The sequence below is a fragment of the Humidesulfovibrio idahonensis genome (genome assembly GCF_054657715.1).
The window spans coordinates 1,056,559-1,081,628 of sequence record NZ_BAAHYE010000003.1 but is presented as its reverse complement, the minus strand read 5'-3'; the positions used below and the strand labels follow the sequence as shown (position 1 = coordinate 1,081,628).

At 66.7% G+C, this 25,070-nt stretch carries 25 protein-coding genes; 6 read left to right on the top strand and 19 right to left on the bottom strand.

What is annotated here, in order from left to right; all coding sequences use genetic code 11:
- Positions 1-13: 13 nt before the first annotated feature.
- The 11 genes from ACYQ4W_RS11225 to ACYQ4W_RS11175 are packed head-to-tail and all read right to left on the bottom strand — an operon-like array spanning position 14 to position 8,573.
- On the bottom strand, positions 14-1,798 hold the full coding sequence (locus ACYQ4W_RS11225; RefSeq protein ID WP_459856523.1) for a Na(+)/H(+) antiporter subunit D: 1,785 nt from the start codon (positions 1,796-1,798) through the stop codon (positions 14-16).
- A complete protein-coding gene (locus tag ACYQ4W_RS11220; RefSeq protein WP_459856521.1) occupies positions 1,782-2,042 on the bottom strand; it encodes a PIN domain-containing protein in 261 nt (86 codons plus the stop codon). The genes ACYQ4W_RS11225 and ACYQ4W_RS11220 overlap by 17 nt, the downstream gene beginning before the upstream one ends.
- Before the next feature lie 11 nt (positions 2,043-2,053).
- On the bottom strand, positions 2,054-3,547 hold the full coding sequence (locus ACYQ4W_RS11215; RefSeq protein WP_459856518.1) for a monovalent cation/H+ antiporter subunit D family protein: 1,494 nt from the start codon (positions 3,545-3,547) through the stop codon (positions 2,054-2,056).
- Positions 3,548-3,550: 3 nt separating this feature from the next.
- Positions 3,551-3,859 (bottom strand): NADH-quinone oxidoreductase subunit NuoK, encoded by a 309-nt coding sequence (gene nuoK / locus ACYQ4W_RS11210; protein WP_459856515.1) that lies wholly within the window; start codon positions 3,857-3,859, stop codon positions 3,551-3,553.
- Positions 3,856-4,365 (bottom strand): NADH-quinone oxidoreductase subunit J family protein, encoded by a 510-nt coding sequence (locus tag ACYQ4W_RS11205; RefSeq protein ID WP_459856512.1) that lies wholly within the window; start codon positions 4,363-4,365, stop codon positions 3,856-3,858. Before ACYQ4W_RS11205 ends, nuoK begins: the two co-directional genes overlap by 4 nt.
- A 3-nt stretch (positions 4,366-4,368) precedes the next feature.
- On the bottom strand, positions 4,369-4,935 hold the full coding sequence (locus ACYQ4W_RS11200) for a 4Fe-4S binding protein (RefSeq protein WP_459856510.1): 567 nt from the start codon (positions 4,933-4,935) through the stop codon (positions 4,369-4,371).
- Positions 4,936-4,944: 9 nt separating this feature from the next.
- A complete protein-coding gene (nuoH, locus tag ACYQ4W_RS11195) occupies positions 4,945-5,925 on the bottom strand; it encodes an NADH-quinone oxidoreductase subunit NuoH (RefSeq protein WP_459856507.1) in 981 nt (326 codons plus the stop codon).
- Positions 5,926-5,934: 9 nt separating this feature from the next.
- The gene (locus tag ACYQ4W_RS11190; RefSeq protein ID WP_459856504.1) at positions 5,935-7,101 is read right to left on the bottom strand and encodes an NADH-quinone oxidoreductase subunit D; all 1,167 of its coding nucleotides are present in this window, start codon (positions 7,099-7,101) and stop codon (positions 5,935-5,937) included.
- 16 nt (positions 7,102-7,117) lie between these two features.
- Positions 7,118-7,672, bottom strand: a complete 555-nt coding sequence (locus ACYQ4W_RS11185) for an NADH-quinone oxidoreductase subunit C (protein ID WP_459856501.1) — start codon at positions 7,670-7,672, stop codon at positions 7,118-7,120.
- A complete protein-coding gene (locus ACYQ4W_RS11180; RefSeq protein WP_459856498.1) occupies positions 7,672-8,217 on the bottom strand; it encodes an NADH-quinone oxidoreductase subunit B in 546 nt (181 codons plus the stop codon). The genes ACYQ4W_RS11185 and ACYQ4W_RS11180 overlap by 1 nt, the downstream gene beginning before the upstream one ends.
- Positions 8,196-8,573, bottom strand: coding sequence for an NADH-quinone oxidoreductase subunit A (locus ACYQ4W_RS11175; RefSeq protein ID WP_459856495.1), 378 nt, complete (start codon positions 8,571-8,573; stop codon positions 8,196-8,198). The genes ACYQ4W_RS11180 and ACYQ4W_RS11175 overlap by 22 nt, the downstream gene beginning before the upstream one ends.
- 579 nt (positions 8,574-9,152) lie before the next feature.
- Here ACYQ4W_RS11175 and asnB point away from each other — a divergent pair.
- Entirely contained in the window at positions 9,153-11,030 is a 1,878-nt protein-coding gene (gene asnB / locus ACYQ4W_RS11170) for an asparagine synthase (glutamine-hydrolyzing) (RefSeq protein WP_459856493.1), read from the top strand.
- A 494-nt stretch (positions 11,031-11,524) separates the two neighbouring features.
- Here asnB and metK read toward each other — a convergent pair whose 3' ends face one another.
- The 3 genes from metK to panC are packed head-to-tail and all read right to left on the bottom strand — an operon-like array spanning position 11,525 to position 13,938.
- Positions 11,525-12,694 (bottom strand): methionine adenosyltransferase, encoded by a 1,170-nt coding sequence (gene metK / locus ACYQ4W_RS11165; protein ID WP_459856490.1) that lies wholly within the window; start codon positions 12,692-12,694, stop codon positions 11,525-11,527.
- 35 nt (positions 12,695-12,729) lie between these two features.
- Complete coding sequence (gene panD, locus ACYQ4W_RS11160; RefSeq protein WP_459856488.1) at positions 12,730-13,083, bottom strand: aspartate 1-decarboxylase; 354 nt, start codon at positions 13,081-13,083, stop codon at positions 12,730-12,732.
- A gap of 6 nt (positions 13,084-13,089) precedes the next feature.
- Positions 13,090-13,938 (bottom strand): pantoate--beta-alanine ligase, encoded by an 849-nt coding sequence (gene panC / locus ACYQ4W_RS11155; RefSeq protein WP_459856485.1) that lies wholly within the window; start codon positions 13,936-13,938, stop codon positions 13,090-13,092.
- A gap of 127 nt (positions 13,939-14,065) precedes the next feature.
- Between panC and ACYQ4W_RS11150 the strand changes: the two genes are divergently transcribed.
- The 3 genes from ACYQ4W_RS11150 to ACYQ4W_RS11140 are packed head-to-tail and all read left to right on the top strand — an operon-like array spanning position 14,066 to position 17,755.
- Entirely contained in the window at positions 14,066-16,558 is a 2,493-nt protein-coding gene (locus ACYQ4W_RS11150) for a diguanylate cyclase domain-containing protein (protein WP_459856482.1), read from the top strand.
- Between the two features lie 20 nt (positions 16,559-16,578).
- Positions 16,579-17,004 (top strand): hypothetical protein, encoded by a 426-nt coding sequence (locus ACYQ4W_RS11145; protein ID WP_459856480.1) that lies wholly within the window; start codon positions 16,579-16,581, stop codon positions 17,002-17,004.
- Entirely contained in the window at positions 16,994-17,755 is a 762-nt protein-coding gene (locus ACYQ4W_RS11140) for a TVP38/TMEM64 family protein (RefSeq protein WP_459856477.1), read from the top strand. Before ACYQ4W_RS11145 ends, ACYQ4W_RS11140 begins: the two co-directional genes overlap by 11 nt.
- 6 nt (positions 17,756-17,761) lie before the next feature.
- Here ACYQ4W_RS11140 and ACYQ4W_RS11135 read toward each other — a convergent pair whose 3' ends face one another.
- On the bottom strand, positions 17,762-18,400 hold the full coding sequence (locus ACYQ4W_RS11135) for a phosphatase PAP2 family protein (RefSeq protein ID WP_459856474.1): 639 nt from the start codon (positions 18,398-18,400) through the stop codon (positions 17,762-17,764).
- Between the two features lie 134 nt (positions 18,401-18,534).
- Here ACYQ4W_RS11135 and ACYQ4W_RS11130 point away from each other — a divergent pair, with 134 nt between their 5' ends.
- Together ACYQ4W_RS11130 and ACYQ4W_RS11125 are read left to right on the top strand one after the other, a co-directional pair.
- On the top strand, positions 18,535-19,683 hold the full coding sequence (locus tag ACYQ4W_RS11130; RefSeq protein WP_459856471.1) for a glycosyltransferase family 4 protein: 1,149 nt from the start codon (positions 18,535-18,537) through the stop codon (positions 19,681-19,683).
- Positions 19,680-20,690, top strand: coding sequence for a glycosyltransferase family 4 protein (locus tag ACYQ4W_RS11125; protein WP_459856468.1), 1,011 nt, complete (start codon positions 19,680-19,682; stop codon positions 20,688-20,690). Before ACYQ4W_RS11130 ends, ACYQ4W_RS11125 begins: the two co-directional genes overlap by 4 nt.
- Positions 20,691-20,840: 150 nt before the next feature.
- On the opposite strand, the gene ACYQ4W_RS11120 is transcribed toward ACYQ4W_RS11125, so the two are convergent.
- From ACYQ4W_RS11120 to ACYQ4W_RS11105, 4 genes are all read right to left on the bottom strand, one after another.
- Positions 20,841-21,839: an ATP-binding cassette domain-containing protein gene (locus ACYQ4W_RS11120; protein ID WP_459856465.1), complete on the bottom strand. Its 999-nt coding sequence runs from the start codon at positions 21,837-21,839 to the stop codon at positions 20,841-20,843.
- Complete coding sequence (locus tag ACYQ4W_RS11115) at positions 21,826-22,554, bottom strand: GTP-binding protein (protein WP_459856462.1); 729 nt, start codon at positions 22,552-22,554, stop codon at positions 21,826-21,828. The genes ACYQ4W_RS11120 and ACYQ4W_RS11115 overlap by 14 nt, the downstream gene beginning before the upstream one ends.
- Positions 22,542-23,657: an ABC transporter substrate-binding protein gene (locus tag ACYQ4W_RS11110; protein WP_459856460.1), complete on the bottom strand. Its 1,116-nt coding sequence runs from the start codon at positions 23,655-23,657 to the stop codon at positions 22,542-22,544. The genes ACYQ4W_RS11115 and ACYQ4W_RS11110 overlap by 13 nt, the downstream gene beginning before the upstream one ends.
- Positions 23,658-23,974: 317 nt before the next feature.
- Positions 23,975-25,051, bottom strand: a complete 1,077-nt coding sequence (locus ACYQ4W_RS11105) for a glycosyltransferase family 9 protein (protein ID WP_459856458.1) — start codon at positions 25,049-25,051, stop codon at positions 23,975-23,977.
- Positions 25,052-25,070 lie beyond the last annotated feature (19 nt).

Sequence of the window (25,070 nt, the reverse complement as noted above, 5' to 3'; positions counted from 1 at the left end):
CTCGTTGCGGGGTTTAGGCAAGATACCAGACCAGGGCGAAGATGCCCAAGGCGAGCGCCGCCGCAAGGCCCAGGTAGTCCTGAAGCCTGCCGCTTTGCACCTTGGCGCCGAGAACGCCCACGTTCTGCACCGTATACGCCGAGCCATCCACCACGGTGTCGATTCCCTTGGTGTCGAACCAGACAGTACCCCGCGCGATGGAGAGCAGACCGCCCAGACCCACGACCCGGTAGGCCTCGGTCCAGCGGTCGTCAATCCACGCCAGGGGCTTGGAGACCAGGGCGAGCACGCCCCGGCCGATGAGCCTGTAGAAGAAGTCGAAGTCCAGGTTGGTCTTGGCGTGCGGGGTGATGATGTCCCGCGTGATGTAGAAGGCCAGCCCGGAGAAGCCGAGGAGCAGCAGCGCCTGCAGCACGTGCCAGGTGGTCCAGGGGTGGTACATCTCTTCCATCTCAAAGGGCAGGTAGCGGTACAGCATGTCCGGGTACAGGCCCTGGGCTATGCAGAGCGCCGCGCCCATGGCCATGCCGATGTACATGTTGATGGGAATGGGCTTGAGCACCATGGTGTTGTTCGCCGGCTTGGCCCAGAAGGCGAAGTACGGCAGCTTTATGCCCACGGAGAGGAAGGTGCCCACGGCGGCCACCTCCATGCCGATGGCCAGCCAGGTCCGGTGGGCCTCGGCCGCGCCGGTGATGGTCATGGTCTTGCTGATGAAGCCGTTGAAGAGCGGCATGCCCGAGATGCTGAGCGCCGCCACCATGTACAGCACCATGACCCAGGGCAGCCGGTGCACCAGGCCGCCCAGCTGGTCGAGCTTGGTGGTGCCCGCGGCGTAGAGCAGGCAGCCCGTGCCCATGAAGAGCAGGCCCTTGTACAGGATGTGCGCGTAGGCGTGGGCCACCGCGCCGTTCATGGTCATTGCGGTGCCGATGCCGATGCCGGCCACCATGTAGCCCACCTGCGAGACGATGTGGTAGGACAGGATGCGCCGGGCGTTGTTCTCAATGCACGCGTAGAGCACGCCGTACACGCACATCACCGTTCCGGCTATGGCCAAGAACTCCACGCCGTAGAACCCGCGGAGCAGCACATACACGGCCGTCTTGGTGGTGAAGGCGCACATGAACACCGAGCCGGTGACCGTGCCTTCGGGGTAGGCGTCGGGCAGCCAGGCGTGCAGGGGCACAACCGCCGCGTTGACGCAGAAGCCGAGCAGGATCATCCAGTCGTAGACCATCATCTGCGCGGGATCCACATGGTCGAAGGCGAAGCTGCCCACGGCCTTGTAGCGCATGAGCAGGCCCGCCAGCAAAAAGAGCCCGCCGATGGTGTGGTACAGGAAGTAGCGGAAGCCCGCCTTGGTGCTGCGCTCGTTTCTGGCCAGCCAGATGAGGAAGGTCGAGCCGATGCTCATGAGCTCCCAGAAGATGAACAGCGTCAACAGATCGCCCGCGAAGGTGCAGCCGAAGGCGCCGCCCACGTACACGCAGGCCATGATGTGCTGGAGCTTGTCCTCCACGTGCAGGGCGTAGACCATGCCGATGAGGCTCATGACCGCGAACACCTGCGCGAAGATGAGCGAAAGCTTGTCCACGCGGCCAAGCAGCAGGCTCTGGCCCAGGTAGCTCACCTGCCCGTACGAGCCCGGCTCAATGGTCATGACGCTCCATATGGCCACCAGCGGCGGCACGAGGAGCAGCCATTTCCAGCCCTTGCCGGGCAAAAACGGCAAAATGAGCGCCAGGGCGTAAAAGCCCAGGGTTGGGTGGACGAAACCGCTAGCTGTTGCGATCATAGTAGTCATCTCCCCGGCTGATCATGGGCTGAACGATCTTTTTCATGATGATGACCATGGCCAGGCCGCCGATGAGGCCGAACACGGCCCAGAAGCCCGGATAAATGTCGAACACGTACTCCGCCTCGTGCGGGCGGACGAACACGTTCGCCACCACCAGTCCCGCCAGACCCAGGAAGAACAGCACGGCGATGACGCCCGTCCTGGTCCTGAGCCAATTAAGCAGCATTCCGAACAAGCTCATACTCGGCCCCCCTAGAACTTGCCAAACACGCGGACGAAATCCATGAACAGGGCCGGGTACAGGCCCAGCACCACCGAAATGAGGCCCGTGGTGCACAAGGGAATCACCATGGTCAGCGGCGCTTCCTTGTAGTGCTCATAGTGCGGGTCCGGTCCCGGCGGCCTGAAAAAGGCCCGGTAGATGATGGGCACGAAGTACCCCGCGTTGAGCGCCGTGGAGAGCATGAAGGCCGCGAAGATGACGATTTGCCCGGCCTGCAGCGCGCCGTTGACGATGTACCATTTGCTGACAAAGCCGCACACCGGCGGCATGCCGATCATGGACAGGGAGCCGATGGCGAAGGCGCCGAAGGTCCAGGGCATTTTGCGGCCCAGGCCGTCCATGAGGCTGATCTTCTTCAGGTGCGTGGCCACGTAGATGGCGCCGGCCGCGAAGAAGAGGGTGATCTTGGAGAAGGCGTGGTGCGCGATGTGGGCCATGCCGCCCTGCACCGCCATGGGCGTCAGCATGGCCACGCCCGCCACCACGTACGAGAGCTGCGCCACGGTGGAGTATGCCAGCCGGGCCTTGAGGTCGTCTTTGGTCAGGGCGATGAGGCTGGCCGCCGTGAGGGTGAAGGCCGCCACCATGGCCGTGGGAATGCCCAGGTTCAGCTGGTCCATGACCGTGACGCCGAAGCCGGAGAGGATGATGCGGCAGACGCAGAACACGCCCGCCTTGACCACGGCCACCGCGTGCAAAAGGGCGGAGACCGGCGTGGGCGCGACCATGGCCGAGGGCAGCCAGTTGTGGAAGGGCATGAGCGCGGCCTTGCCGATGCCCGCGATGTACAGCACGTAGGTGATGGTGACGGCCAGCGGGTGCGCGGCCACCACGTCCGGCGGGAACATGCCGGTGACCACGTCGCCCAGGTGGAAGTCCAGGGTGCCCAAAAGCACGTAGGTCATGACCATGGCGGGCAGGAGGAAGAGCTTGCTGGTGCCCATCAGGTACACGATGTATTTGCGCGCGCCGGTGAAGGCCTCGTCGTCCTGGTGGTGGGCCACCAGCGGGTACGTGAACACGGTGATGACTTCGTAGAAAAGGTAGAGCGTGAACACGTTGGCGGAGAGGGCCACGCCCTCGGCCCCGAAGATGGCCACGGCGAAGCACACGTAGTAGCGCGTCTGGGCGTGTTCATCCAGGCTGCGCATGTAGCCGATGTTGTAGCTTGTGGCGAACATCCACAAAAAGCTCGCCACCAGGCCGAAGATGAGCGAGAGCCCGTCGGCGCTGAAGGTCACCGTGATGCCGGGCATGATGTCGAAAAGTGTGTATTTCCAGATGTTGCCGGCAAGCACCTGGGGCGCCAGGGAAAGAACCGAGGCGAAGGTGAGCCCGCCGCCGATGAAGCTTGCGGCCTCGCGGCGGTTGATGTTGCCCCGGTTGAGCCAGATGAACAGCGGCGCCACCAGGGTGACGGCCACCGGCAGAAGCACGCGGGCGCTTTCGATGATCCCTGTCATGGCTTATCCCTTCAGAGTCGAGATGACGCTGGTTTTGGTGGTGCCGAAACGTCTGGCGATGACCACGATGATGGAGAGCACCAGTGTGGCCTCGGCCGCGGCCAGTCCCATGACGAAGAGCGTGCCCAGCTGGCCCAGCATGGCGTTGGCCGGGGTGAGCTGCGCCGCCGCGACGATGGACAGCCCCGCGCCGTTCAGCATCAGCTCCACGCTGATGAGCATGCCCACCAGGGTTTTGCGCTGCGAGATGCCGAACAGCCCCGCCAGAAGCAGGATCAGGGCCACGAGTTGGTAGAGCGTCAGCGGACTCATTTGCCGTTCCTCCTCTCCCACGCCAGGAGCACGGCCCCGGCCATGGAAACCAAAAGCACAACCGAGATCAGCTCGAAGGCCAGCCCGTAGGGGCCCAGCAGGCCCAGGCCCAGCTTCTCGATGGTCACCTCCACGGGAACGCCCGTGGTGGCCAGGGGGCGCGTGAGCACCAGCCAGGACAATACGCCGCCCACCGTGGTGACGGCCAAAAGAGCCAGCAGGTTTTGGCGCAGGGGCGCGCTGCCGGCTTCCTCGCCGCCCGCGTCCGCGCGGGTGAGCATGATGGCGAAGAAGATGAGCACGCAGATGGCGCCCACGTAAATGAGGATCTGCATCAGCGCCATGAAGGGGCTGTTGAGCAGCATGTACATGCCCGCAACGCCCAGCAGCGTGGCGATGAGCCCGACCATGGCCCGCACCAGGCTTTTGGCGCTCACGGCCAGTATGCTGCCGCTCAGGATGATGAGCGTGTAGATGCCGAAGGCTATCTTGGCCATTTGTTCCATAGCTTAAGCCTCGCTCGTCTCTGCGGCGGGGGCCGCAGGCTCTGCTTTGGTGGCGCGCGCGTCCGACTCGCGGAGCTTCAGCACCAGGTCGAACTGGAAGTCGTTGCGGGAGTAACCCGCCATGTAGACGTTCTTCGAGAACCGCAGCGCTCCGGCCGGGCAGTTCTCCATGCAGGTGCCGCACAGGCTGCACAGGGTGTAGTCGTACAGAAACTGTTCCGGGTCCTTGGGGGTCTTGTCCTTGGTTTTTTCGCCGCTGGCCTTGGCCTCGGCCAGGGCCTTCTCTTCCTCGGGCGTGGGCTTGGGGGCCTTCTTCTTCACCACGGTGAGGCAGTGCGAAGGGCAGGCCAGGGCGCACATGCCGCAGGAGATGCAGCGCGGCTTGAAGGGGTCCTTCATGCCGCCCACCAGCTCAAGGTGGCCCTTGTAGGTGTCGAGGTTGGACACGGCCTTCCACGGGTAGCGCACGGTCCGCTGGGGCTCCAGGAAGTATTTCCCGGTCACCTTGAGGCCGACCATGAGGCTCCAGAGGTCGGAGACGGTTTTGAAAGCTTCCTTGATGGCGTTCATAGGCTTCCCTTACTTAACGACGGCGTACTGGGCCAACTTCACGAAGAAGGCGGTGAGCATCAGGTTGGCCACGGCCAGGGGCATGAGCCACTTCCAGTTGATGTTCAAAAGCTGGTCGAAGCGCACGCGCGGGTAGGTCCAGCGGAAGAACACCAGAAGCAGCATGAGCAGCGACACCTTGAGCACGAACCACACCGGTCCGGGCAGCACCGGGCCGTGCCAGCCGCCCAGAAAGAGCACCGTTGCCACGGAGCAGACCACGACCATGTTGGCGTATTCCGCCAGGAAGAACAGGCCGAAGCCCATGCCGGAGTATTCCGTGTGGAAGCCGGCGGTGAGCTCGCTTTCGGCCTCGGGCAGGTCGAAGGGGGCGCGGTTGGTCTCGCCCAGGGCGCTTACTATGTAGATGAGGAACGCCAGCGGCTGGGTCATGATGTTCCAGTTCCAGGGCCAGGTGCCCTGTTCCTTGACCACCGTGGCCAAGTCCAGGCTGCCGGAGACGAAGGCCACGGCCAGCACCGCGAGCAGCAGGGGGATCTCATAGGCCACGGACTGCGCCACCGCGCGGGCCGCGCCGAGCAGGCCGTATTTGTTGTTGGAGGCCCAGCCGCCCAAAAGCAGCGAGAGCACCGCCAGGCCGGAGAAGGCCAAAATCAGCAGCAGGCCGAGGTTGATGTCCAGGGTGTACAGGCCATCGCCCAGGGGCAGGGGCAGAAAGAGCAGCAAAACCGGCAGGAACGACAGCACCGGCGCCAGCCAGAAGAGGATGGGGTCGGCGTTGTCGGGCATGAAGAGCTGCTTGCCCACCAGCTTGAGGGCGTCGGCCAGGGGCTGCAAAAGGCCGTAGGGGCCGACCTCGTAAGGGCCGGGCCGGCGCTGCACGTGGCCGGCCACTTTGCGCTCCACCCAGACCATCACCAGACCGATGAGGCCGACGCTTAAGGCCACGGCCACCAGGCCGATGAGGATGCGAATGAGTTCAGCGGGCATCGCGTTCTCCTACCTGTCGATTTCCGGGATGATGAGGTCGAGGCTGCCAAGGATGGCGACCGCGTCGGCCAGGATGGTCCCGCGCGAGACCTCGGCGAAGAGGCTCAGGTTGCTGAAGCCCGGCGCGCGCAGCTTGGTGCGGTACAGGTTCTTGCCGCCGTCGGAGACCACATGCACGCCGATCTTGCCGCGCCCGCCCTCGACCGCGAAATAGGCCTCGCCCTTGGGAACCTTCCAGCTGGGCTTGGGCGCGCCCTTCACCAGGGTGTCGCCCTCGGGCATCATCTCCACGCACTGCTCGATGATGCGCAGGCTCTGCTCGATCTCGATCATGCGCACGTCGTAGCGGCCGCGCGCGTCCATGAGCGGGGAGGTGGGGACCTCGAAGTCCAGCTTGGGGTACACGGAGTAGGGTTCGGCGCGGCGCACGTCGAAGTTGATGCCGGAGCCTCTGGCCACCGGGCCGGTGGCGCCGTAGCGGCGGCACTGCTCGGGCTCGATGACGCCGATGCCCTCGATGCGCTTGCGCAGAATGATGTTGTCGGAGACGAGGTCCTTGTACATGGGCAGCCGCGAACGCATCCAGGGGATGAAGGCCTTGATGCGCGAGAGGCAGTCCTCGTTCAGGTCCTGGGCCACGCCGCCGATGCGGAAGTAGCTGTAGGTAAGGCGCGAGCCCGTGGGCACCTGCAGAATATCCAGGATTTTTTCACGGTCGTCGAAGGCGTACATGATGGGCGTGAAGGCGCCGAGGTCGAGCAGATACGCGCCCCACCACAGCAGGTGCGAGGCGATGCGGTTCAGCTCGCAGGTGATGGTGCGCGCATATTCGGCGCGCTCCGGCACCTCGATGCCCGCCAGTTTTTCCACCGCGCCCACAAAGGCCCAGTTCCAGGCCAGGGCGTGGCCGTAGTCCACGCGGCCCATGTTCGGAATGAACTGCGCGGCGGTCTTCACCTCGGCCATCTTCTCGTGCATGCGGTGCAGGTAGCCCAGCACCGGGTCGGCGCGCAGCACGTACTCGCCGTCCAGCTCCACAATGACCCGGAGCACGCCGTGGGTGGACGGATGCTGCGGGCCAAGGTTCAGGATGAGCGAGCCTTCCTGCGCGGTTTGGGCGAAATTCTCGGTGTAGAAGTCGCCGGCGACCTGTCCCATATCTGCGTAGCGTGTCATAGGCGCGGTCCTGTTGTTAAGCCGTGGCGGCCGTGCCGCCGGACTCTTGGCTCACGGCCGGGGCGTCGGGCGTCATGAAGGTGAACGACGGGTTTTGGTAGAGCACCTCGCCCGCCTCCAGGAATTCGCGCATCTTGACGCGCGACTTGGGGTCCTTGCGCAGGGGGAAGCACTCGGCCATGTCCGGGTCGAGCAAGAGCGGAATCAGGTTCGGGTGGCCGTCGAAGATGACGCCGTGGAAGTCGCGGGTCTCGCGCTCATGCCACAGGGCGCCGTCGAACACGGCGGCGATGGACGGCACGTGCGGGGCGTCGTGCGGGGCCACAACCCGCAGGGTGGCGCGGCCGGGCTGGTCGAAGTGGGCGAAATGATAGGTGACGACATAGCCCTCGAAACAGTCCAGGGCGGCTATGTCCTCCAGGTGCCAGTCCGCGGCGAGCAGACGCTCGGCGGCCTTCACCAGCGAGGCGGCGGGCAGAAACGCCTGCCAGGTCTGGCCGGTCTTGGCGTAGTCGCAGGCGGCCAGGTAGTCGAGGGGAATTCCCTTGAGCAGCGCGTCCAACGAATTCATCACATGCCCTCCTCAAAGGGCCCGTCCACGGGCGGATTGGGCCAGAAGCGCTTGCCGGTGATCTTTTCCTGCAGCTTGAACAGGCCCTCCAGCAGGCCCTCGGGCCGGGGCGGGCAGCCGGGCACGTACACGTCGACGGGGATCAGGTTGTCCACGCCCTCCACGATGCCGTACTGGTCCTTGAACTTGAAGGGGCCGCCGGAAATGGCGCAGTTGCCCAGGGCCATGACCCAGCGCGGGGCGGGCATCTGCTCGTACAAGCGCACAACGGCCGGGGCCATCTTCTTGGTCACGGTGCCGGCCACGATCATGAGGTCGCTTTGCCGGGGCGAGGGACGGAACACCTCCGCGCCGAAGCGGGCGATGTCCCACCGCGCCATGCCCACGGCCATCATCTCAATGGCGCAGCAGGCCAGGCCGAAGGTCATGGGCCACAGCGACATGGAGCGGCAGATGTCCATGATCTGCTGCGCCGGTCCGATGTTCAGCAGCGGGTCGGCGACGATGATGTCGGGTTTCTGCGCTATGATATTTTGCGCGGCCATGTGAACACCCCTTTCGCCCAGAAATAGATAATGGCAAGAGCCAACACAGCGAGGAAAATGAACATTTCAAGGAAGGGCAGCCAGCCTTCCGTGGTGCGGTACACCGAGGCCACGGGGAACAGATAGAGCACGTCCACGTCGAAGGCCAAAAACAGCAGGGCGTAGACGTAATAGTTTATGCCGAAGTTGGTCCAGGCGCCGCCGTAGGGGCGCATGCCGCATTCGTAGGGCATGCCCATGTCGCCGCCGCGGGCGCGGGGGGCGACCAGATAAGACAAAACGAGCGGACCGCCCGCAAACAGCAACCCGCCCACCAGGAACAGGATGATGGCCAGATGAAGCCAACTGAAAACCATAGCCCTCCCCCCTCACGGAAGAATTCGACCCGAAAATTCGAGCCCTTGCCCGACCTTTTGAGAATGATGCCTTCTTTTGCCTTGACTTGTCGAAGACGTCAACCCCTCACGGGGAAATTCGCGTCTTCTCCTCTATTTTTCGGCCCGGAATCACCTACATAATTGTGCAGGATTGTTAGTGATAAAGAATGCTAGTTTATTTTTTCACAAGATATTAGGCCCTTGCATCGACCTCTCGGTGAAATCCTCGGCTTTGCGCAACCAACCGCCATCGTTCCCTTTCTGGTAGACTTCGCACAAACGCATTTGAACGTGACACGTCTTGCCAAACAGGATGCGCAGCGTACCTGATTCCATTTGTTTTGCATAGCACAACTGAAAATTTCATATGCATTTAGTGTGTTAATTCAAACTAATTCATACCCGGACAGGGGCCTCTTGTGCCTTGCGGCGTTTCGGCATATTGAGCGAACCACGGAGCCAACAACCAGATGTACGGAACACGCATGACGCAGAACGCAACGAGCCACGCCGCACCCACGCAGGCGCGGCTTGCGCTGGGACAGTAGGCGGCGCGCCATGTGCGGCATCTGCGGACACGTCCGCGCCGGCGGCCTGCGCGCGGGCGATCCGGAACATCTGGAAGGCGTGCTTGAGCGCGTGCGGCACCGCGGCCCCAACCAGACCGGCCGCTGGCAGGGCGAAAAGCTGGCCCTGGGCCATGCGCGCCTGTCCATCCTCGACCTTGACCCGCGCGCGGGCCAGCCCATGCACGACGAGAAGACGGGCAACGTCATCGTCTTCAACGGCGAGGTCTACAACTTCCGCGCCCTCAAGGCCGGGCTGGAGGCTCAGGGCGAGCGCTTCCGCACCACGGGCGACACCGAGGTTCTGCTGGCGCTCTACCGCAAGCACGGGCAAGACTGCCTCAAGCTCTTGCGCGGCATGTACGCCTTCGCCATCTGGGACGCCGCCCGGCAGGAGCTGTTCCTGGCCCGCGACGCCGTGGGCAAGAAGCCCCTCGTCTATTTCGAAGGCCCGAGCGGCCTTGTCTTCGCCTCGGAAATCCGCGCCCTGCGCGCCCACCCGGACTGTCCCACGGCCCTGGACCCGGAGGCCCTCGACCTTTACCTGAGCCTGGGCTACGTGCCCTCGCCCAAGACCATCCTGGCCGGCGTGCGCAAGCTGCCGCCTGGCTGCTGCGCCACCTATTCCTGCCGCAGCGCCTCGCCCCGGCTGGAGGTGCGCCGCCACTGGGAAATGGACTTCCGGCACAAGATCGACATCTCCGAGGCCGAGGCCCTGGACCTGGCCTGGGACGAGCTCAGGCAGAGCGTGCGCCTGCGCCTGGAGTCCGACGTGCCCCTGGGTCTGCTGCTTTCCGGCGGGGTGGATTCGAGCCTCGTGGCCGCGGTTTTGGCCGAGCTGTGCCCCGGAAAGGTGGAGGCCTTCTGCATCGGCTTTGACGAGAAGAAGTACAACGAGCTGCCCCACGCCCAGGAGGTGGCCCGGCACCTGGGCCTGACCCTGCACCACGAAATCATGCCGCCCACCAGCCTGAACATGCTGCCCGAGGTGGTGGAGCGCTACGGCGAGCCCTTTGCCGACGACTCCGCGCTGCCCGCCCTGGCCCTTTCGCAAATGGCGCGCAAGCACATCACCGTGGCCCTCGGCGGCGACGGCGGCGACGAGCTCTGCTGCGGCTACCCCACCTACCGCCACGCGCGCATGGCCAGCGCCATCAACGCCATCGCCACACTGCGCCCGCCCGGCGGCGAAACCCTGCGCCGCCTCGCCGCCTCGTCCGGCTCCCTGGCCGCGTTCTGGCGCACCTTCGCCTCCGCCAACATCTGGCCGGAGACCAAGCCCCTGCTGCGGACCGAGGCGCGTCTCCGGCCCGTCAAGAACCGGCTGTACACGCCGCAGGGCGCCCAGCTTGTGGCCCGCGCCCACGCCGACTGGTTTCTGCCCTGGCTGGAACGCGCCTACCAGCGCGCCGGCAACCCCGTGGAGCGCATCCAGTTCATGGACAACAGCAACAGCCTGCCGGACATTTTGCTGGTGAAGATGGACATAGCGAGCATGGCCCACGCCCTGGAGGTGCGCTCGCCCCTGCTGGACCAGAAGCTCATCGAGCTCTTCGCCAGCTTCCCCGTGCGGCTCAAGGTGCGCGGCCGCGAAACGAAATATCTGCTCAAGAAGATGGCCGAGACCCGCGTGCCGCCCGCCGTGCTCTACCGACGCAAGCAGGGCTTCGACCTGCCCGTGCGCGAGTGGATGGCCGGGCCCATGCGCGGCTTCGTGCGCGAGGCGCTGAATCAGGCCACGCCCATGCTCAAGGACCACCTGAACCTCGACGCCGCGCTCTCCCTGGCCGAGGAGCACGCCCACGGCAAGAACCACAAGAACATGCTCTGGCGGCTTGTGGTGCTGGCCCTGTGGAGCCGCTGCAAGTAGCAAGGCGCGTCGGTTCTTGGGTCTGAAGAATGGCCGGGCGTTGGCTCTTTTTTTGTGGGCTTGGGCCCAGAGCAAGAGAACCAGGGGCGCCGCCTCTGGAACCCCGCCAAAGGGCCTGAGGCCCTCTGGACTCCCCATGAAAACGAAGGGCTCCCCCCGCGCAAAACCGCCGGGAGGAGCCCTTCGTTTTGGGACTGCCGGGCGGAGGCATGGATCTCCGCCTTGAGGTGTGTTGGGCGGGACGTGAGCCGGAGAGCTGGCTGCGTGGTTAAGGCCGAGGGGAGAGGAACCGGCAGGCGGGGCTGGCCTGGCGCGTTGAGAGGACTGCCGGGAGACACCGTTATAGGAGTGAGCCGGGCGGGCGTTTCGTGTGCCCTGCGCCATCCGCAATGCAAAAGGCCTGGGCCGAGTCTTGCTCGGCCCAGGCCTTTTGCATTGCCACGAGGGGGCCCGGGGGGAATCATTCCCCCCGGAAAACCCTCTTTGTCTTGTTCTTACAGCTTGCAGGCCGTGCGCAGGTCGGCGGCGGCGTCGGTCTTTTCCCAGGTGAACTCGGGCAGCTCGCGGCCGAAGTGGCCGTAGTTGGTGGTGAGCTTGTAGATGGGGCGGCGCAGGTCGAGGCGCTTCAGGATGTAGAAGGGGCGCAGGTCGAACACTTCGCGCACGGCCTTGGTCAGCACGTCGTCGGCGACTTTGCCGGTGCCGTGGGTGGTGCACACCACGGAAACGGGCTCAGCCACGCCGATGGCGTAGGCGATCTGGACTTCGGCCACTTCGCCGAGGCCGGCGGCCACGATGTTCTTGGCCACATAGCGCGCCATGTACGCGCCGGAGCGGTCCACCTTGGAGGGGTCCTTGCCGGAGAACGCGCCGCCGCCGTGGGCGCCGGCTCCGCCGTAGGTGTCCTGAATGATCTTGCGGCCGGTGAGGCCGCAGTCGCCCACGGGGCCGCCGATGACGAAGCGGCCGGTGGGGTTGACGTAGATCTTCAGCTTGTCGTCGATGAGGTTCTGGGGAAGCGTGTGGAAGATGACTTCCTTTTTGATGGCTTCCACGAGGTCGCCGTGCTCGATGCTTTCATCGTGCTGGGCGGAGCAGACCACGTTGTCGATGCGGATGGGCTTGCCGTTTTCGTACTCGATGGCGACCTGGGTCTTGCCGTCGGGACGGAGGAACTTCAGGATGCCCTGCTTGCGCACGAAGGTGAGGCGCTGGGAAAGCTGGTGCGCGTAGTAGATGGGCGCGGGCATGAGGGTCGGGGTCTGATTGCAGGCGAAGCCGAACATCATGCCCTGGTCGCCAGCGCCCTGGTCTTCGGGATTGGAGCGGTCAACGCCCTGGGCGATGTCCGCGCTCTGCTTGTCGATGGCGGACATGACCGCGCAGGTGGCGTAGTCGTAGCCCATCTCGGAACTATTGTAGCCGATTTCCTTCACGGTCTCGCGCACGATGGTGGGCAGGTCGGCGTATGCCTTGGTGGTGATCTCACCGGCGATGAACGCCATGCCGGTGGTGACCAGCGTTTCGCAGGCGACGCGTGAATTGGGGTCCGGACCGATGAGGGCGTCGAGGACCGCGTCGGAAATGGCGTCCGCCACTTTGTCCGGGTGGCCTTCGGTAACGGACTCGGATGTGAACATGTAACGGCTTTTGGGCGAAATCATGCAGAATCCTCCAGTATATCAGGTAAGCATTTGGTTTAGTGGGCCGCCTCGGGCCTGTTGGCGGCATCCACACGAATGACCCTGGGCTTGTGCGCGGCTATTTCGTCCGGCTCAAGCTCAAGGAATGTCACCAGAATGACTCTCTGACCGGGCTTGCCCTTGTGGGCTGCGGCGCCGTTCAGACAGATCTCTCCCGGCTTGCCGGGGATGGCGTAGGTGGTCAGCCTTTCCCCGTTGTCCAGGTTCAGCACATCAATCTGCTCGTAGGGCAGGATGCCAACCGCGTCGAGCAGGGCCGTGTCCACGGAAATGCTGCCCTCGTACTCCAGATTCAGCGAAGTGAGGGTAGCGCCGTGGATTTTGGCGCTCAAAAACGTGCGTCTGGGCATGGCCTTTTACACCTCCAGCAGCTTATTGTCTATAAGGCGGACTTTACCGACGAACACGGCGACGGCGAGGAGCGTTCCGGCGGTGACGCTGGCCGCGGGAGCCAATGACTGCGGGTGCACGAAGGACGCGTAGTCGATGCGCGCTCCGGGCAGCTTATCGGCCAAGTGCTCGCGGAAGATAAGGCCCAGGGCCTCGGGGTCGCGCTCGCCCGCGCGCATGCGCTCCTCCACGAGCAGAATGCCCTCGTGGATGGCCGGGGCCTTGCGGCGCTCCTCCGGGGTCAGGTAGACGTTGCGCGAGCTTAAGGCCAGGCCGTCGGACTCGCGGAAGATGGGCCTGCCCACCAGCTCCACGTCCAGGTCCAGGTCGCGCGCCATGCGGCGCAGAATGGCCAGCTGCTGCCAGTCCTTCTCGCCGAACACGGCCACGTCGGGCCGCACCAGGTTCAGAAGCTTTAGAACCACGGTGCACACGCCGCGGAAGTGAATGGGCCGCGAGGCGCCGCAAAGCAGCTTGCCCATCTCCGGCACTTCGACCCAGGTGGCGTGGTCCGGGTGGTACATGGCCCCGGGCTCGGGCGCGAAAACGGCGGCCGCGCCGTGTTCCTCGGCAATGGCGAGGTCGTGGGGCAGGTCGCGCGGGTAGCTGTCCAGGTCTTCGTTCGGGCCGAACTGGGTCGGGTTCACGAAGACGCTGACCACGAGGCGGTCGGCGCGCAGGCGCGCGTGGTCCATAAGCGACATGTGCCCGGCGTGCAGAAAGCCCATGGTGGGCACCAGGGCGATGGTGAGGCCCTGTTTGCGCCATTCGCGGCATTGTTGGCGTAAGCCTGTGGGGGTGGTGATGAGGTCCATGCGGGGTTCCCGAAGGGTCGTTTTTCGGTAGGGAGACATGGCACGAATGCCACGGGCTGTCCATAGATATTTCCACCGCCCGGTCATGGGCCTTGTGCTGGACCTCCCGGCAGGTTAGATACCCTGCATGCGACCCGCCGCCGACATCTTCTCGGACATCCTGGCCGACAAAAGCGTTACGCTGACCCGGCAGGACCTGATCGACCTGGAACACAGTCTGAAGGACGCCATCCGCTCCTTTTTGCCCTTCACCTCCTACAGCCTCTACTTCCCGCGCGAGGGCGACCGCGCCCCGGAGCTGCGCTTCGACGCGGGCAGCCGCGAGCTCATGCTGCCCCTGGCGCTGGGCGGGCAGAGCCTGGGCGTGTTCGTGGCGCGCGGGGTCAAGATCAAGGCGCCCAAGGCCATGCCGCCGCTCATGCAGGCCATGGCCTCCCGCGTGCTTGAGGAGATGCTGCTCTACAAGCGCTCGGTGACGGACGCCCTCACCGGCCTTTCCTCCCGCGACCACTTCCACAAGGTGCTCACGCAGGAGATCGCGCTCATCCGCCACTGCCTGGACGCCACCACCGGCGGCCGCACCGACCCGGAAGTGCAGTGCTTCAGCGCGTCGCTGGGCGTCATCCTGCTCGACCTCGACTCGTTCCAGTGGATAAACGAGCGCTACGGCTACCTCTTGGGCGACCAGATGGTGGCCGAGGTGGGCAAGACCATCGCCGCGGCCTGCCCGCGCCATGTCACCAGCGCGCGCATTCACAACGACACCTTCGCCATCCTGGTGCCCGACGCCAGCCCCAAGGGCGCGTTCCAATTGGCGGAGCAGGTGCGCCAGGCCATCGGCGCGCTGAGCTTTCAGGACGAGATCACCGGCGACCGCATCGGCGTGTCCGCGTCCCTCGGCTACTCCAATTATCCTCAGTGCCTGCGCGGCCCCCAGCTGGAGCGCACCCCGCCGGAGCAGGCGCGCATCCTTCTGCGCGCGGCGCAAAAGGCCGTGGGCACCAGCAAGGACCACGGCCGCAACCGCGTGTTCGGTTTTCAGGACATTTTGCGCAACGGCGGCCGCATCCTCGAGGTGCTGCCCATGCAGCGCCTTTCGGTCACCCTGGGCCGCGGCGTGGGCGCGCAGGAAGGCCTGCGCTTCCTCGTGTGGTCGCCCAAGTTCCAGGAGCGCACCATCGAGGCCCGGCTCTCCGGCGACGAACGCCTGGTGGGCCGCAGTCCCGCGCTCTACAAGGGCGAGATCGTGCTCACCGAGGTCCAGGGCGACATCGCCTTCGCCGAGGTGCTGCACGCGGGCGACCCCGCCTGGGCCCCGGAGCCCGGCGACCGCCTGACGCTCATCCAGGAGCGCGACAGCCTCTTCGCGGCCGAGACGGCCGAGGGCGCAAGCGGCCAGGCCCAGGCCCAGCGCGACATGCTCACCGGGCTGTATGGCTACCGCGACTTTTTGTCGTTCTTCGGCCGGGTGCGCCAGCGGGCGGAGAGCTTCACCGTGGTGCTGACCCGCGTGGTGCTGCCCGGAGGCGAAAACCAGACCGTGGAGCGGCGCGGCGCAACGGTGAAAAGCCTGGACGCCGCCGTGGCCCAGGTGGCGGCCCTGGCCGAGAAGTGCCTCATGGGCGGCGGCTGCGACGCCCCCGCCCTGCCCGGGCAAAAGCCCGCGCGCGCCGCTGGCGGCCGCTTCGGCCTGGGCGGGCTGGTGCACTTTCTGCCCGGCGAGTCCGGCCCGGACGCCCTGGCCAAGGCGCAGGCCCTGTGCGCCCAGGCGGCGGCGGAGCACGGCCTGGAGCTGGCCGTGGGCCTGTTCGCCTACCCCTTCCTCAATTTCGCCAAGGCCGACACCCTGGAGTGCGTGCGCAAGGCCCTGGAGCACGCCCTGCTTTTGCCCGCGCCGCGCGTGGCCCTGTTCGACTCCATCTCCTTGAACGTCTCGGCCGACAGGCTCTTTGTGGAGGGCGACCTCTACGCCGCGGTGGAGGAGTTCAAGCTCTCGCTCCTGGCCGATCCCGGCAACATGCTGGCGCGCAACTCCCTGGGCATCTGCTACGCCCAGTTGGGCAAGGCCGACCTGGCCCGGCGGGAGTTCGAGCTGGTCGTGGCGGCCGAGCCGGAAAACGTCATGGCCCACTACAACCTGGGCTGGGCCTGCCAGCGCCTGGACGAAAACCAGCTGGCCCGGCAGGCCTATGAGCGCTGCCTGGCCCTCGACCCCGCGCATTGCTTCAGCCTGCTGCGCCTGGGCTCCCTGGCCGAGGCCGCGGGCGACCTGGCCGCTGCCGGAGCCTTGTACGAGAAGGCCCTGGCCACGCCCGGCGGCGAGGCCTCGGCCCTGCGGCCCCTGGCCCGCGTGGCCCTGGCGGCGGGCAACGGCGACCGCGCCCGCGAGCTGCTGCACCTGGCCATTTCCGCCAACCACAACGACGCCTACGCCATGGGCATGCTCGCCAAGCTGTACCTCGAGGTCGGCGAGGACCCGCAGATCGCCGAGGTGCTTTCGCGTCAGGCCGCGGCGCTGATGCCCGAGCGCCAGGAGTTCTGGGACGTCCTCATCCAGTCCCTCACCCTGCAGGGCCGCCTGGACGAGGCCCGCAAGGTCGAGGCGCGGGGCCGCTACTAGCCAACGCATAAGGAGCCGCAATGTCCCTTTCCACCGGAATCGTCGGCGTGCCGTTCACCACGCAGCTCTTGTCCTTCGCCGTGCTGGCGCAGTTCATCGCCATCATGGCCGTGATCTGGCGGGGGCTTTTCGGGCTGCCGCAGCTTTCCTCGCGCCGTCCGCGCTGGCCGTTCATTCCGCTGGTGCTGGGCACGGGCGCGGGCGTCTGGTACGCCTTCATCCAAAGCGATCTTGTGTTCGGCGCGGCCCAGGGGCTGGCGCTGTTCATCGGCTTCTGCCTCATCAACAGCACGCGCGGCCTGCCGCCCCCGGCGCAAGCCGCCCGCCAGCCGCGCACCGACAAGCGCGACAAGCGCGCGGCCCGGCGCGGCGCCGGTCCGAACGAGAAAGACGAGATGGGCGAGAAGTCAGATGCGAAAACAGCCGCGCAGTCCGATGGAAAATAGCGCCGGGGGATTCAAGCCCCTGCTCAAGGGACTGGCCATGCTGGCCGTGTTCGGGGGGCTGGTGCTGGTGGCCAGGCAGCTTGGCCTGGAGCAGCACCTGGCCGACCGCCAGTGGTTCATGGAGCATGTGCAGGGCCAGGGCGTGGCCGGGGTGCTGTTTTTTCTGGGCATTACCGCCCTGGTGACGGGCATGGGCGTGCCCCGGCAACTGCCTGCTTTTCTGGGCGGCTACGCCTTCGGCTGGTTCTGGGGCACCCTGCTGGGCATTCTGGGCACGGCCCTTGGCTGCGCCATGGACTTCGCCCTGGCGCGCACACTGGGACGCGAGGTCGTGCTGTCGCGCTTCGGCAAGCGCGTGGCCAAGCTCGACGCCTTTTTGCGCGCCGATCCCTTCCGCACCTCGCTGGCCATCCGGCTGTTCCCCCTGGGACACAACCTGCTCACCAGCGTGGCCGCCGGAGTCACCAGCATTCCCGCCGCCCCGTTCCTTTTGGGCTCGGCCCTGGGCTACCTGCCGCACACGCTGGTCTTCGCCATCTTCGGCGCCGGCTTCAACGCCGAAACCACCGAGGCCAAGGCCCTGCTCATTGGTCTTTCCGTGGTGCTGCTGGCCGCTTCGGGCTGGCTGGGCGTTTCCGTGTATCGGGCCTACAAGCGCAAGGGCGCAGTGCCCGTGCTGGAGGACGGGGACGAGAACGCAGACGATGACGGCGACGAGGATGGCAACGGCGGCAAGGCCGCCAAGAATTAAATCCGCCTACTTGCAGCCGGGCGGCGGCAAGAGAAAGGGCCGGTACAGGTCGTCCGGGTGCACGGCCAGCTTGAGCGCAGGCGCGGCCCGCTTCCACAGCAGCCACACGCCCCAGCCGATGAGCGCGCCGACGAGCCACCCCGCCAGTATGTCCGTTGGGTAGTGCTTGCCCAAATAGAGCCGCGACCAGCCCACGACAAGGGGCAGCGCCCACGCCCCGCGCCTGAGCCGCGGCCAGAACAGCATGGCCAGAACCACCAGGGACGCGGAGTTGGCCGCATGGGCCGAGGGGAAGGACGTGTCCTTTTCGCGGTCCGGAGCGTAGTCCGCCGGCCGGCGCACCCACTGGCCCGACTCCTCGTAATAGGTGCCCGCCACGGAATGCTGGGGCCGCAGGCGGGACACGCTGTGCTTCACCGCGTTGCAGGTCAGGTCGGAGGCGCCCATTGCCAGCACGAGCATGATGAAATATATTGCCTGCCCCTTGCCGCGCAGGGCCGAGCGCCACACAAGAAGCCCGGACAACAGGACGAAAAGCAGCGTGCGCCGCGAGAACAAGGGCAAAAGCGTATCCAAAACCGGCGAGCGCCAGTCTTGATTGAGCAGGACTTGCAGGCTGGCGTCCACGGGCAACGTTGGGAACATGAGGGGGGCCTCCTGATAGAGGGTGCCGAAAGGAATCCCGCCCGGCTGTCTGGATATGCCAAAGGGCAGGCGACTTGTCAAAGTCAGTAAATTCGTTCAAGACTGCCGCCAGAAAACGTTTCCTCGGAGCCGCCATGCCGTCCGGGTCAAGAATCGCCATAACCATGCCGCGCCTGGGCCTCTACGGAGGGGCCGAGGGCTTCGGCTGGCGTCTCGCCAGGGAGCTTGCCGCCACGGGCCACCAGGTGGACTACCTGTGCGCCCGGGCCGAGGGCCCCACCCCCGAAGGCGTGAAGCTGATAGAGCTGGGGCGGCCGCCCCTCGGCCGGGCGATCAAGAACGTCTGGTTCGCCTGGACCGTGGAAAAGCACCTGCGCGCCGCCAAGTACGACCTCGTCATCGGCCTGGCGCGCACCTGGCACCAGGACATTCTGCGCGTGGGCGGCGGCCCCCAGGACATCTTCCAGCGCCTCACCCTGGCGGCCTACGGCTGCCCCTCGGCCCGCCTGTTCAAGCACCTGCGCCGCATCTTCTCCCCCTCGGCCGCGGTCATCCGCTGGATGGAGGCGCGGCAGTTCAACACCCCGAGCAACCCGGCCCAACGCATCGTCTGCGTGTCGCACCTGGTGCGCGACTGGCTCCTTGAGGCCCACCCGACGCTCAACCCCGCCCAGGTCAGCGTGGTGTACAACCGGCCCGACCTGAACCGCTTCGCCCCCCTGGCGCCGGAGCGCCGGGCGGAGCTGCGCGCCAGCTTCGGCATCGCCGAGTCCGAGGTGGTCATCTGCACCGCGGGCACCAATTTCGCGCTCAAGGGCGTGTCCACGCTCATCAAGGCCCTGAGCCTGCTGCCGCCGAACTTCCGCCTGGCCATTGCGGGCAAGCGCAACCCCGACGCCTGGCTGGATCTGGCCCGGTCATACGGAGTGGAGCAGCGCACCGCCTTTGTGGGCAAGGTGGACGACATGCCCACCTTCTACGGCGTGGCCGATGTGTTCGCGCTGCCCACGTATTACGACGCCTGCTCCAACGCCGTGCTGGAGGCCCTGGCCTGCGGCCTGCCCGCCATAACCAGCAGCCGCAACGGCAGCGCCAAGTTCGTGCCGGAGCGCTTCATCCTGCGCGACCCCGGCGACGCCGCGACCCTGGCCATGCTCCTCCGCGAGGCCTCGGAGATAAAGGACCACGCGCCTTTTGTGTGGCCGGAGGATCAGCCCTGCGGCCTGGCGCCCTACATCCAGATGGTGGACGAAATGCTGGCCCAAAAACGGAGCCGCCCATGACCCTGGACCTGCTGTTCCTCACGCCTTCGGGCGAGACCCTGCCCAGCGTGCGCTTCCGCGTGCTGCCCTTTGTGGAGCTGGGTCTGCGCCAGGGGCTCGTGGTCGACTGGCGGCGCGCCCCCAAGGCCATCCACCAGCGCCTGCTCTTTCTGCTCAGCCTGCCCGCGGCGCGGGTCATCGTCATTCAGCAAAAGCTCTTCGCCCCGTGGGAACTCAATCTCATCCGCCGGCGCTGCCAAAAGCTGGTGTACGACGTGGACGACGCCTTGTGGGCCCTGCACCCGGCCGAGCTCGACCGGCCCGGCAGCGCGGACAAGGCCGCCAAGATCAAGGCCCGCTTCGCCAGCACCTGCGGGGCCGTGGATTTGGTCATCGCCGGCAACGACTATTTGGCGGAGCATGCGCGCGCCTACCAGCAGAACATTTTCGTGCTGCCCACGCTGCTCGACACCGACAAGTACACGCCGCCCCCGCCGGACGCTTCGGGTATCGGGCCCTTCCGCGTGGGTTGGATGGGCACGTCGGGCAACCTCTTCTTTTTGCCGGAGGTGCTGCGCCAGCTGGCCCCGCACCGGCATCGGCTGGAGATCCGCGTGGTCTCGGACGCGCCCTACAGCGGCGAGCTGCACGACATGGTGCGCTTCGAGCGCTGGAGCGCGGAGCTGGAGGCCGACCAGCTGCGCGGCTTCGAGGTGGGGCTGATGCCCCTGACCGACGACGAGTACACGCGCGGCAAGTGCGGCTTCAAGATTCTGCAGTACATGGCCGTGGGCGCGGTGCCCGTTGCCTCGGCCGTGGGCTTCAACACGCAGATCCTCACCCATGGGCACGACGGCATGCTGGTGCGCGAGCCGGCCGACTGGGCCGCGCACATTCTGCGCCTGGCCGACGACCGCGACCTGCTGGAACGCATGTCCGCCAACGCACGCTTCACAGTGGTGCAGCGCTTCGGCCTGCACAACATGGCCCCCAAGCTGTGGGAGGCCCTGGGACTGCTGCCGAAATAGCCGCCGCGCTTCTGCCTTTTCCAGCACAAAGCCCCGGTCGAGCGTCTGCTTGACCGGGGCTTTGTGCTGGCCCGAGGGGGCTCGGGGGGCATCATGCCCCCCCCGAAAAATCTTCGCCTTCTCTTTCTTCTCCCTTTCCCTGACCCGCTCCTACTCCACCTTGCCGCCCACGCGCAGTGCGGCGCGGATGCGCGAGAACTCGGCCTCCATGCCCGCCAGCCGCTTCAGGGCGGCGGTTTCCGCGCCGCTGCGGACAATGACGTGGCGCACGGCCCCGTTCTCGAACACCAGACGGCGGTGGGCGGAGAGCGCGAGCACGGGGTCGTGGGTGGCCATGACCACGATCTTTTCGCTCTTGAGCAGCAGCGCCAGGGCCTGGCCCTTGTCCACGCCCGCGTTTTCTATCTCGTCGATGAGCAGCACGGGCGAGGTGGAGAGCAGGGCCGTGTCCGCGATCATGAGCGCGCGCGACTGCCCGCCGGAAAGCTGGGTGAGCTGCACCTGCGCGGCGAAGCTTTCCCCGGCCAGCTCGTTGGCGGCGCTGAGCACGCGGCGGGCGGCGGCTTCGGGGTCGGGCGCGCCCCGGCTTTCGGCGTGGGCGGTGAGGAAATCCAGCACGCCCATGTCGAGCACGAAGTTCATGTTCTGGGTGATCTGCGCCACGAGGCGGCCCTGGAGCTCGAAGCGCTCGTCGTCGGTGGGGGCGCGGCCGTCGAGGAACAGGCGGCGCAGGCTCGGGGTGTCGCCGTCGGCCAGGGATTCGATGTCGGACAAGAGGCGGCTTTTGCCGGAGCCCGTGGGGCCGAGCAGGGCGGTTATCTCGCCCACGCGGAAGACGAGGGCGGTGTTCTCCGGCGCGCCGGACTTGCTGCGGCCGTTGGCGAGGCTCAGCTCGCGCAGGCGGATTTCGCCGTCGCCCAGCGCCGTGTCGCCAAGCGTTCCGCCGTCAAACGTCCCGCCGCCACGGGGCCCGCCGTCGAGCGTCGCGTTGTTCTGCGCTACGCCGCCACGGGGCCCGCCGCCACGCGCCGCGTCGCCACGCGCCGCGTCGCCGGGCGCCGCGTCGCCACGGAAAACATCGCCCTGCGCCGCATGGCCAAGGGGAACGCCACCGGAAACCTCGTCGGGGAAACGGTCAGGACGCGGCATCGGCGTCCTCCGCTGCTGCGGCCATGCCGCGGGCGAACACGGCCTTTTTCACGTTGCCCTTCTGGTAGCGCGCGCCGATGCGCATTTCGCTCAGGCAATAGGAGCACACGGCGGCGGGCATGGCGAAGCGCAGCTTGCGTTCGGTGAGGCTTTCGGCCTCCGGCGCGAGGGCCAGCATGCGCGCAAGGTCCTGGCAACCCTGGCCCGTGAGGCCGTTGACGTGGCGGATGACGGCGCGGCCGTTCATTTGGCGGATGCGGTGGCGGTACACCTCGCGCTCCGCCTGGGAGACGAGGTCGCCCTTGGTGACGCAGACCACGTCGGCCAGGCGCAGCATGGGGCCGATCTTCTCCGGCGCGTCGATGCCCATGAGGTTGTCGATGACGCACAGGGCCAGCAAGCCCCGGATGTGCGGCGAGCAGCGGTTGCACAGTCCGGCGGTCTCGATGACGCAGCAGGCCGCGCCCTCGCCCTCGGCCCAGGCAAAGGCCTCCTCCAGGTTGGTGGCGTAGAAGTGGTCCGGGCAGAGCCCGCCGGAAAGCGCCACGGACACGGGGATTCCCGCCGCCTCGTAGGCGCTGGCGTCGCGGCTTTTCAGGCAGTCGAACTTGATGACCGCGCAGGGCGTGCCCGCGGCCAGCAGGTGGCGGCAGGCGTGCACGATGATGGACGTTTTGCCGCAGGAAGGCGGCCCGGCAACGGTCACGAGCCGCATGCGTCCGCCTTGTTGTCGGCCTGTCCGCTCGGTGAGGGGGCCGCCTTGCCGCCTGTTTGCTCAGCGTCCGAAAGGGCCGCCATGTGCGCGCGGTGCAGGGTGCGGAACTCCAGGTTCAGCTTGTCGCGCAGGGCGTTGATGTCGTTGGCCTTGATGAAGTCCCAGCCGACCCATTTGAGGCTGGCCTCGGGCGGCAGGGGCGAGCGCGCGGCGTCGAGGGCCAGGGGCGCGAACCAGGCCGCGCTGGGAATGGCGGCAAAGCCCGTGGTCAGGGCGGACAAAAGCGGAGCCAAGCGCTTGTGCTCCGACTTTTTGGCCAGGAAATAGAGGGGGCTTGCGGCCGCGCCGTCCTCCGGCCAGATGACGCGCACGGAGTCCGGCTGTTTGGTGCTGCAGGCGAAGAACGCGGGCATGATGAAGATGGCCCCGGGCTCGCCGTTCTTGGCCCCGGCGGCCTTGGTCATGGTGCTGGAGTGCATGAAGCCCCGGCAGCTCTCGGCAAGGCGCTTGATGCCCTCCAGGCCGAAGTCCTTGTACACGCTCAAGAGCACGGCGTCGGCCATGTCGTCGCCGTCGCCGCACATGGTGATGCGCCCGCTGTAGCGCGGCTCCAGAAGCTCGGCCCAGGTGCGCGGCGGGGGCACCTTGCCCAGGCGCGCCGTGTCGACCACGAAGAGATAGGGCGTGACGCCGTAGATGGTGCGCGCGCCGTCGGGATCAACGAGTCCGGCCTTCTCGTGCAGGGGGCTGACGCTTCGCGGCCGCGCGGCCTCGAACACTCCGGCGAAGCGCTCCACAAAGCCGCGCTTCCAGAAGTCGCCGAAGCCGATGGAGGCGATGACGCCGGGCAGGGCGTCCGGGGCGCTCTCGAAGCAGAGCGGGTCGTAGGGGTCGATGGAGGTGCAGCCCATGGGCACGTGCATGGCCAGCGGCGGCAGGCCGCGCGCGGTCATGTCCGCGCTCACGCGGTCCACGGCGTCCTTCATCACCAGTTTGACCGGACAGGGGGCGTAGAGCAGCAGGTCCAGCTCGCGCGCGGGCGGCAGCGAGGGTTCGGCGCCCTCGCGGGCGATGTCGGACATGAACGAGAGCAATTGGGTCATGGGTTTTCATCCCCGGCGCGAGAGTAGCTGCCCAAGCGCCAGAGGAGACGTTACAGGCCCGGGCCGGGGTCCGTCAAATGCGGCGGCGCGGGGGCGGCTGCGGCCAGGTCCGGACCGGCGGGTTCCGCGGCGGCGCGGGCGTGTTGCAACGCTGCCCGCGGCTGCTGGCGTGGTTGCAGAGAGTTTGAGACGGCCGCGGCGGATAGGCGGTGCCGTCCTGTTGCGCCTTCCCGCTGCGCCAGAGGGCCGCTGTCGTCAGGGAGAGTGCAGCCGCAGGGACTGTCTCGCGTGGGCGCAGGGCACGCGGGGAGCGGGTCCTAGACGCCGAGCATGCCCTTGAGCACGTCCCACACGCGGTCCGGGGAGATGTCCTTCATGCAGTTGTGGTGGCCCAGCGGGCAGGCCTTGTGCCCGTGCAGGCCGCAGGGGCGGCAGTCGAGGTTCGTTTCCAGCACGCGGGAGTTGGGCCCGCGCGGAAAGAAGCCCAGCCCCCGCACCGTGGGGCCGAAACAGGCGGCCAGAGGCACGCCCTGGGCCCAGGCCAGGTGCATGGGGCCGGAGTCGTTGGTCAGGCAGGCGTCGAGCCGCCCCAGGCAGGCGGCCAGGGCAGGAATGGTCAGCATGTTCGCCAGATTCACCAGACGCCCCGTGGCGGCCTGTGTGGTCGGCGCGTCTTGCGCGGTTTGGGCGATATGCGCGGCCAGGGCTTCCTCGCCCGGTCCGGCAAAGAGCAGCACCACGGCCCCGGCGGCCAGGGCGCGGCGCGCCACCTCGGCGAAGTGCTCCTTGGGCCAGCACTTGGTGGGCCAGGTGGAGCCGGGGTGTATGCCGAGAACCGGCCCTGCGGGCAGGCCGGAGAAGATCTGCTCCGCGCGGTCCTTGGCCTCGGCCGGCAGGTCCAGGCGCGGCAGCGGGGCCGGGTGGGCCTTGTCCGCAAAGATGCCCAGCGGCCCGCCCAACTGGAAGAGGCGCTCGACCTCTTCCAGCTCGTCGAAGCGGCGGTCCACCAGATGCGTGTAGGCCAGCCAGTTGTACCAGGGCGCATTGAAGCCGATGCGCACGGGCGCGCCCACGCACCGGGCCATGTATGCGCTGCGCAGGCTGGTGTGCGGCGAAATCCAGAGGTCGAAGCCCTCCAGCGCCAGCTGCCTGCCCATGTGCCGCGCGGCGAAGAGCCCACTCTGCGCGCCGCGCTTGGCAAAGGGCCGCACGCTGGTCAGCTCGCGCTGGGCGCTGAACAAGCCCTCCAGCCCGGCGCGCACGAAAAGATGGATCTCGGCCTTGGGGTGGCGCGCCTTGAGCACCTGGATAAAGGGCAGGGTGAGCACCGCGTCGCCCAGAAAGGCGGTTTGCCACAGGCCGATCTTGCGGTAGTCGGTGTTCGCCAGATCCATCAGCGCTGTTCCTTTGCCT

Bases quoted from the DNA above. Each gene is read 5' to 3' on its own strand.
- ACYQ4W_RS11150 (WP_459856482.1), top strand. From the start codon at position 14,066: ATGCGACCCGCCGCCGACATCTTCTCGGACATCCTGGCCGACAAAAGC.
- ACYQ4W_RS11140 (WP_459856477.1), top strand. From the start codon at position 16,994: ATGGAAAATAGCGCCGGGGGATTCAAGCCCCTGCTCAAGGGACTGGCC.
- ACYQ4W_RS11215 (WP_459856518.1), bottom strand. From the start codon at position 3,547: ATGACAGGGATCATCGAAAGCGCCCGCGTGCTTCTGCCGGTGGCCGTC.
- nuoK (WP_459856515.1), bottom strand. From the start codon at position 3,859: ATGAGTCCGCTGACGCTCTACCAACTCGTGGCCCTGATCCTGCTTCTG.
- ACYQ4W_RS11220 (WP_459856521.1), bottom strand. From the start codon at position 2,042: ATGAGCTTGTTCGGAATGCTGCTTAATTGGCTCAGGACCAGGACGGGC.
- ACYQ4W_RS11200 (WP_459856510.1), bottom strand. From the start codon at position 4,935: ATGAACGCCATCAAGGAAGCTTTCAAAACCGTCTCCGACCTCTGGAGC.
- panC (WP_459856485.1), bottom strand. From the start codon at position 13,938: ATGGACCTCATCACCACCCCCACAGGCTTACGCCAACAATGCCGCGAA.
- metK (WP_459856490.1), bottom strand. From the start codon at position 12,694: ATGATTTCGCCCAAAAGCCGTTACATGTTCACATCCGAGTCCGTTACC.
- ACYQ4W_RS11110 (WP_459856460.1), bottom strand. From the start codon at position 23,657: ATGACCCAATTGCTCTCGTTCATGTCCGACATCGCCCGCGAGGGCGCC.
- ACYQ4W_RS11175 (WP_459856495.1), bottom strand. From the start codon at position 8,573: ATGGTTTTCAGTTGGCTTCATCTGGCCATCATCCTGTTCCTGGTGGGC.
- nuoH (WP_459856507.1), bottom strand. From the start codon at position 5,925: ATGCCCGCTGAACTCATTCGCATCCTCATCGGCCTGGTGGCCGTGGCC.
- ACYQ4W_RS11125 (WP_459856468.1), top strand. From the start codon at position 19,680: ATGACCCTGGACCTGCTGTTCCTCACGCCTTCGGGCGAGACCCTGCCC.
- ACYQ4W_RS11185 (WP_459856501.1), bottom strand. From the start codon at position 7,672: ATGAATTCGTTGGACGCGCTGCTCAAGGGAATTCCCCTCGACTACCTG.
- panD (WP_459856488.1), bottom strand. From the start codon at position 13,083: ATGCCCAGACGCACGTTTTTGAGCGCCAAAATCCACGGCGCTACCCTC.
- ACYQ4W_RS11105 (WP_459856458.1), bottom strand. From the start codon at position 25,051: ATGGATCTGGCGAACACCGACTACCGCAAGATCGGCCTGTGGCAAACC.
- asnB (WP_459856493.1), top strand. From the start codon at position 9,153: ATGTGCGGCATCTGCGGACACGTCCGCGCCGGCGGCCTGCGCGCGGGC.
- ACYQ4W_RS11120 (WP_459856465.1), bottom strand. From the start codon at position 21,839: ATGCCGCGTCCTGACCGTTTCCCCGACGAGGTTTCCGGTGGCGTTCCC.
- ACYQ4W_RS11225 (WP_459856523.1), bottom strand. From the start codon at position 1,798: ATGATCGCAACAGCTAGCGGTTTCGTCCACCCAACCCTGGGCTTTTAC.
- ACYQ4W_RS11130 (WP_459856471.1), top strand. From the start codon at position 18,535: ATGCCGTCCGGGTCAAGAATCGCCATAACCATGCCGCGCCTGGGCCTC.
- ACYQ4W_RS11115 (WP_459856462.1), bottom strand. From the start codon at position 22,554: ATGCGGCTCGTGACCGTTGCCGGGCCGCCTTCCTGCGGCAAAACGTCC.
- ACYQ4W_RS11180 (WP_459856498.1), bottom strand. From the start codon at position 8,217: ATGGCCGCGCAAAATATCATAGCGCAGAAACCCGACATCATCGTCGCC.
- ACYQ4W_RS11135 (WP_459856474.1), bottom strand. From the start codon at position 18,400: ATGTTCCCAACGTTGCCCGTGGACGCCAGCCTGCAAGTCCTGCTCAAT.
- ACYQ4W_RS11190 (WP_459856504.1), bottom strand. From the start codon at position 7,101: ATGACACGCTACGCAGATATGGGACAGGTCGCCGGCGACTTCTACACC.
- ACYQ4W_RS11205 (WP_459856512.1), bottom strand. From the start codon at position 4,365: ATGGAACAAATGGCCAAGATAGCCTTCGGCATCTACACGCTCATCATC.
- ACYQ4W_RS11145 (WP_459856480.1), top strand. From the start codon at position 16,579: ATGTCCCTTTCCACCGGAATCGTCGGCGTGCCGTTCACCACGCAGCTC.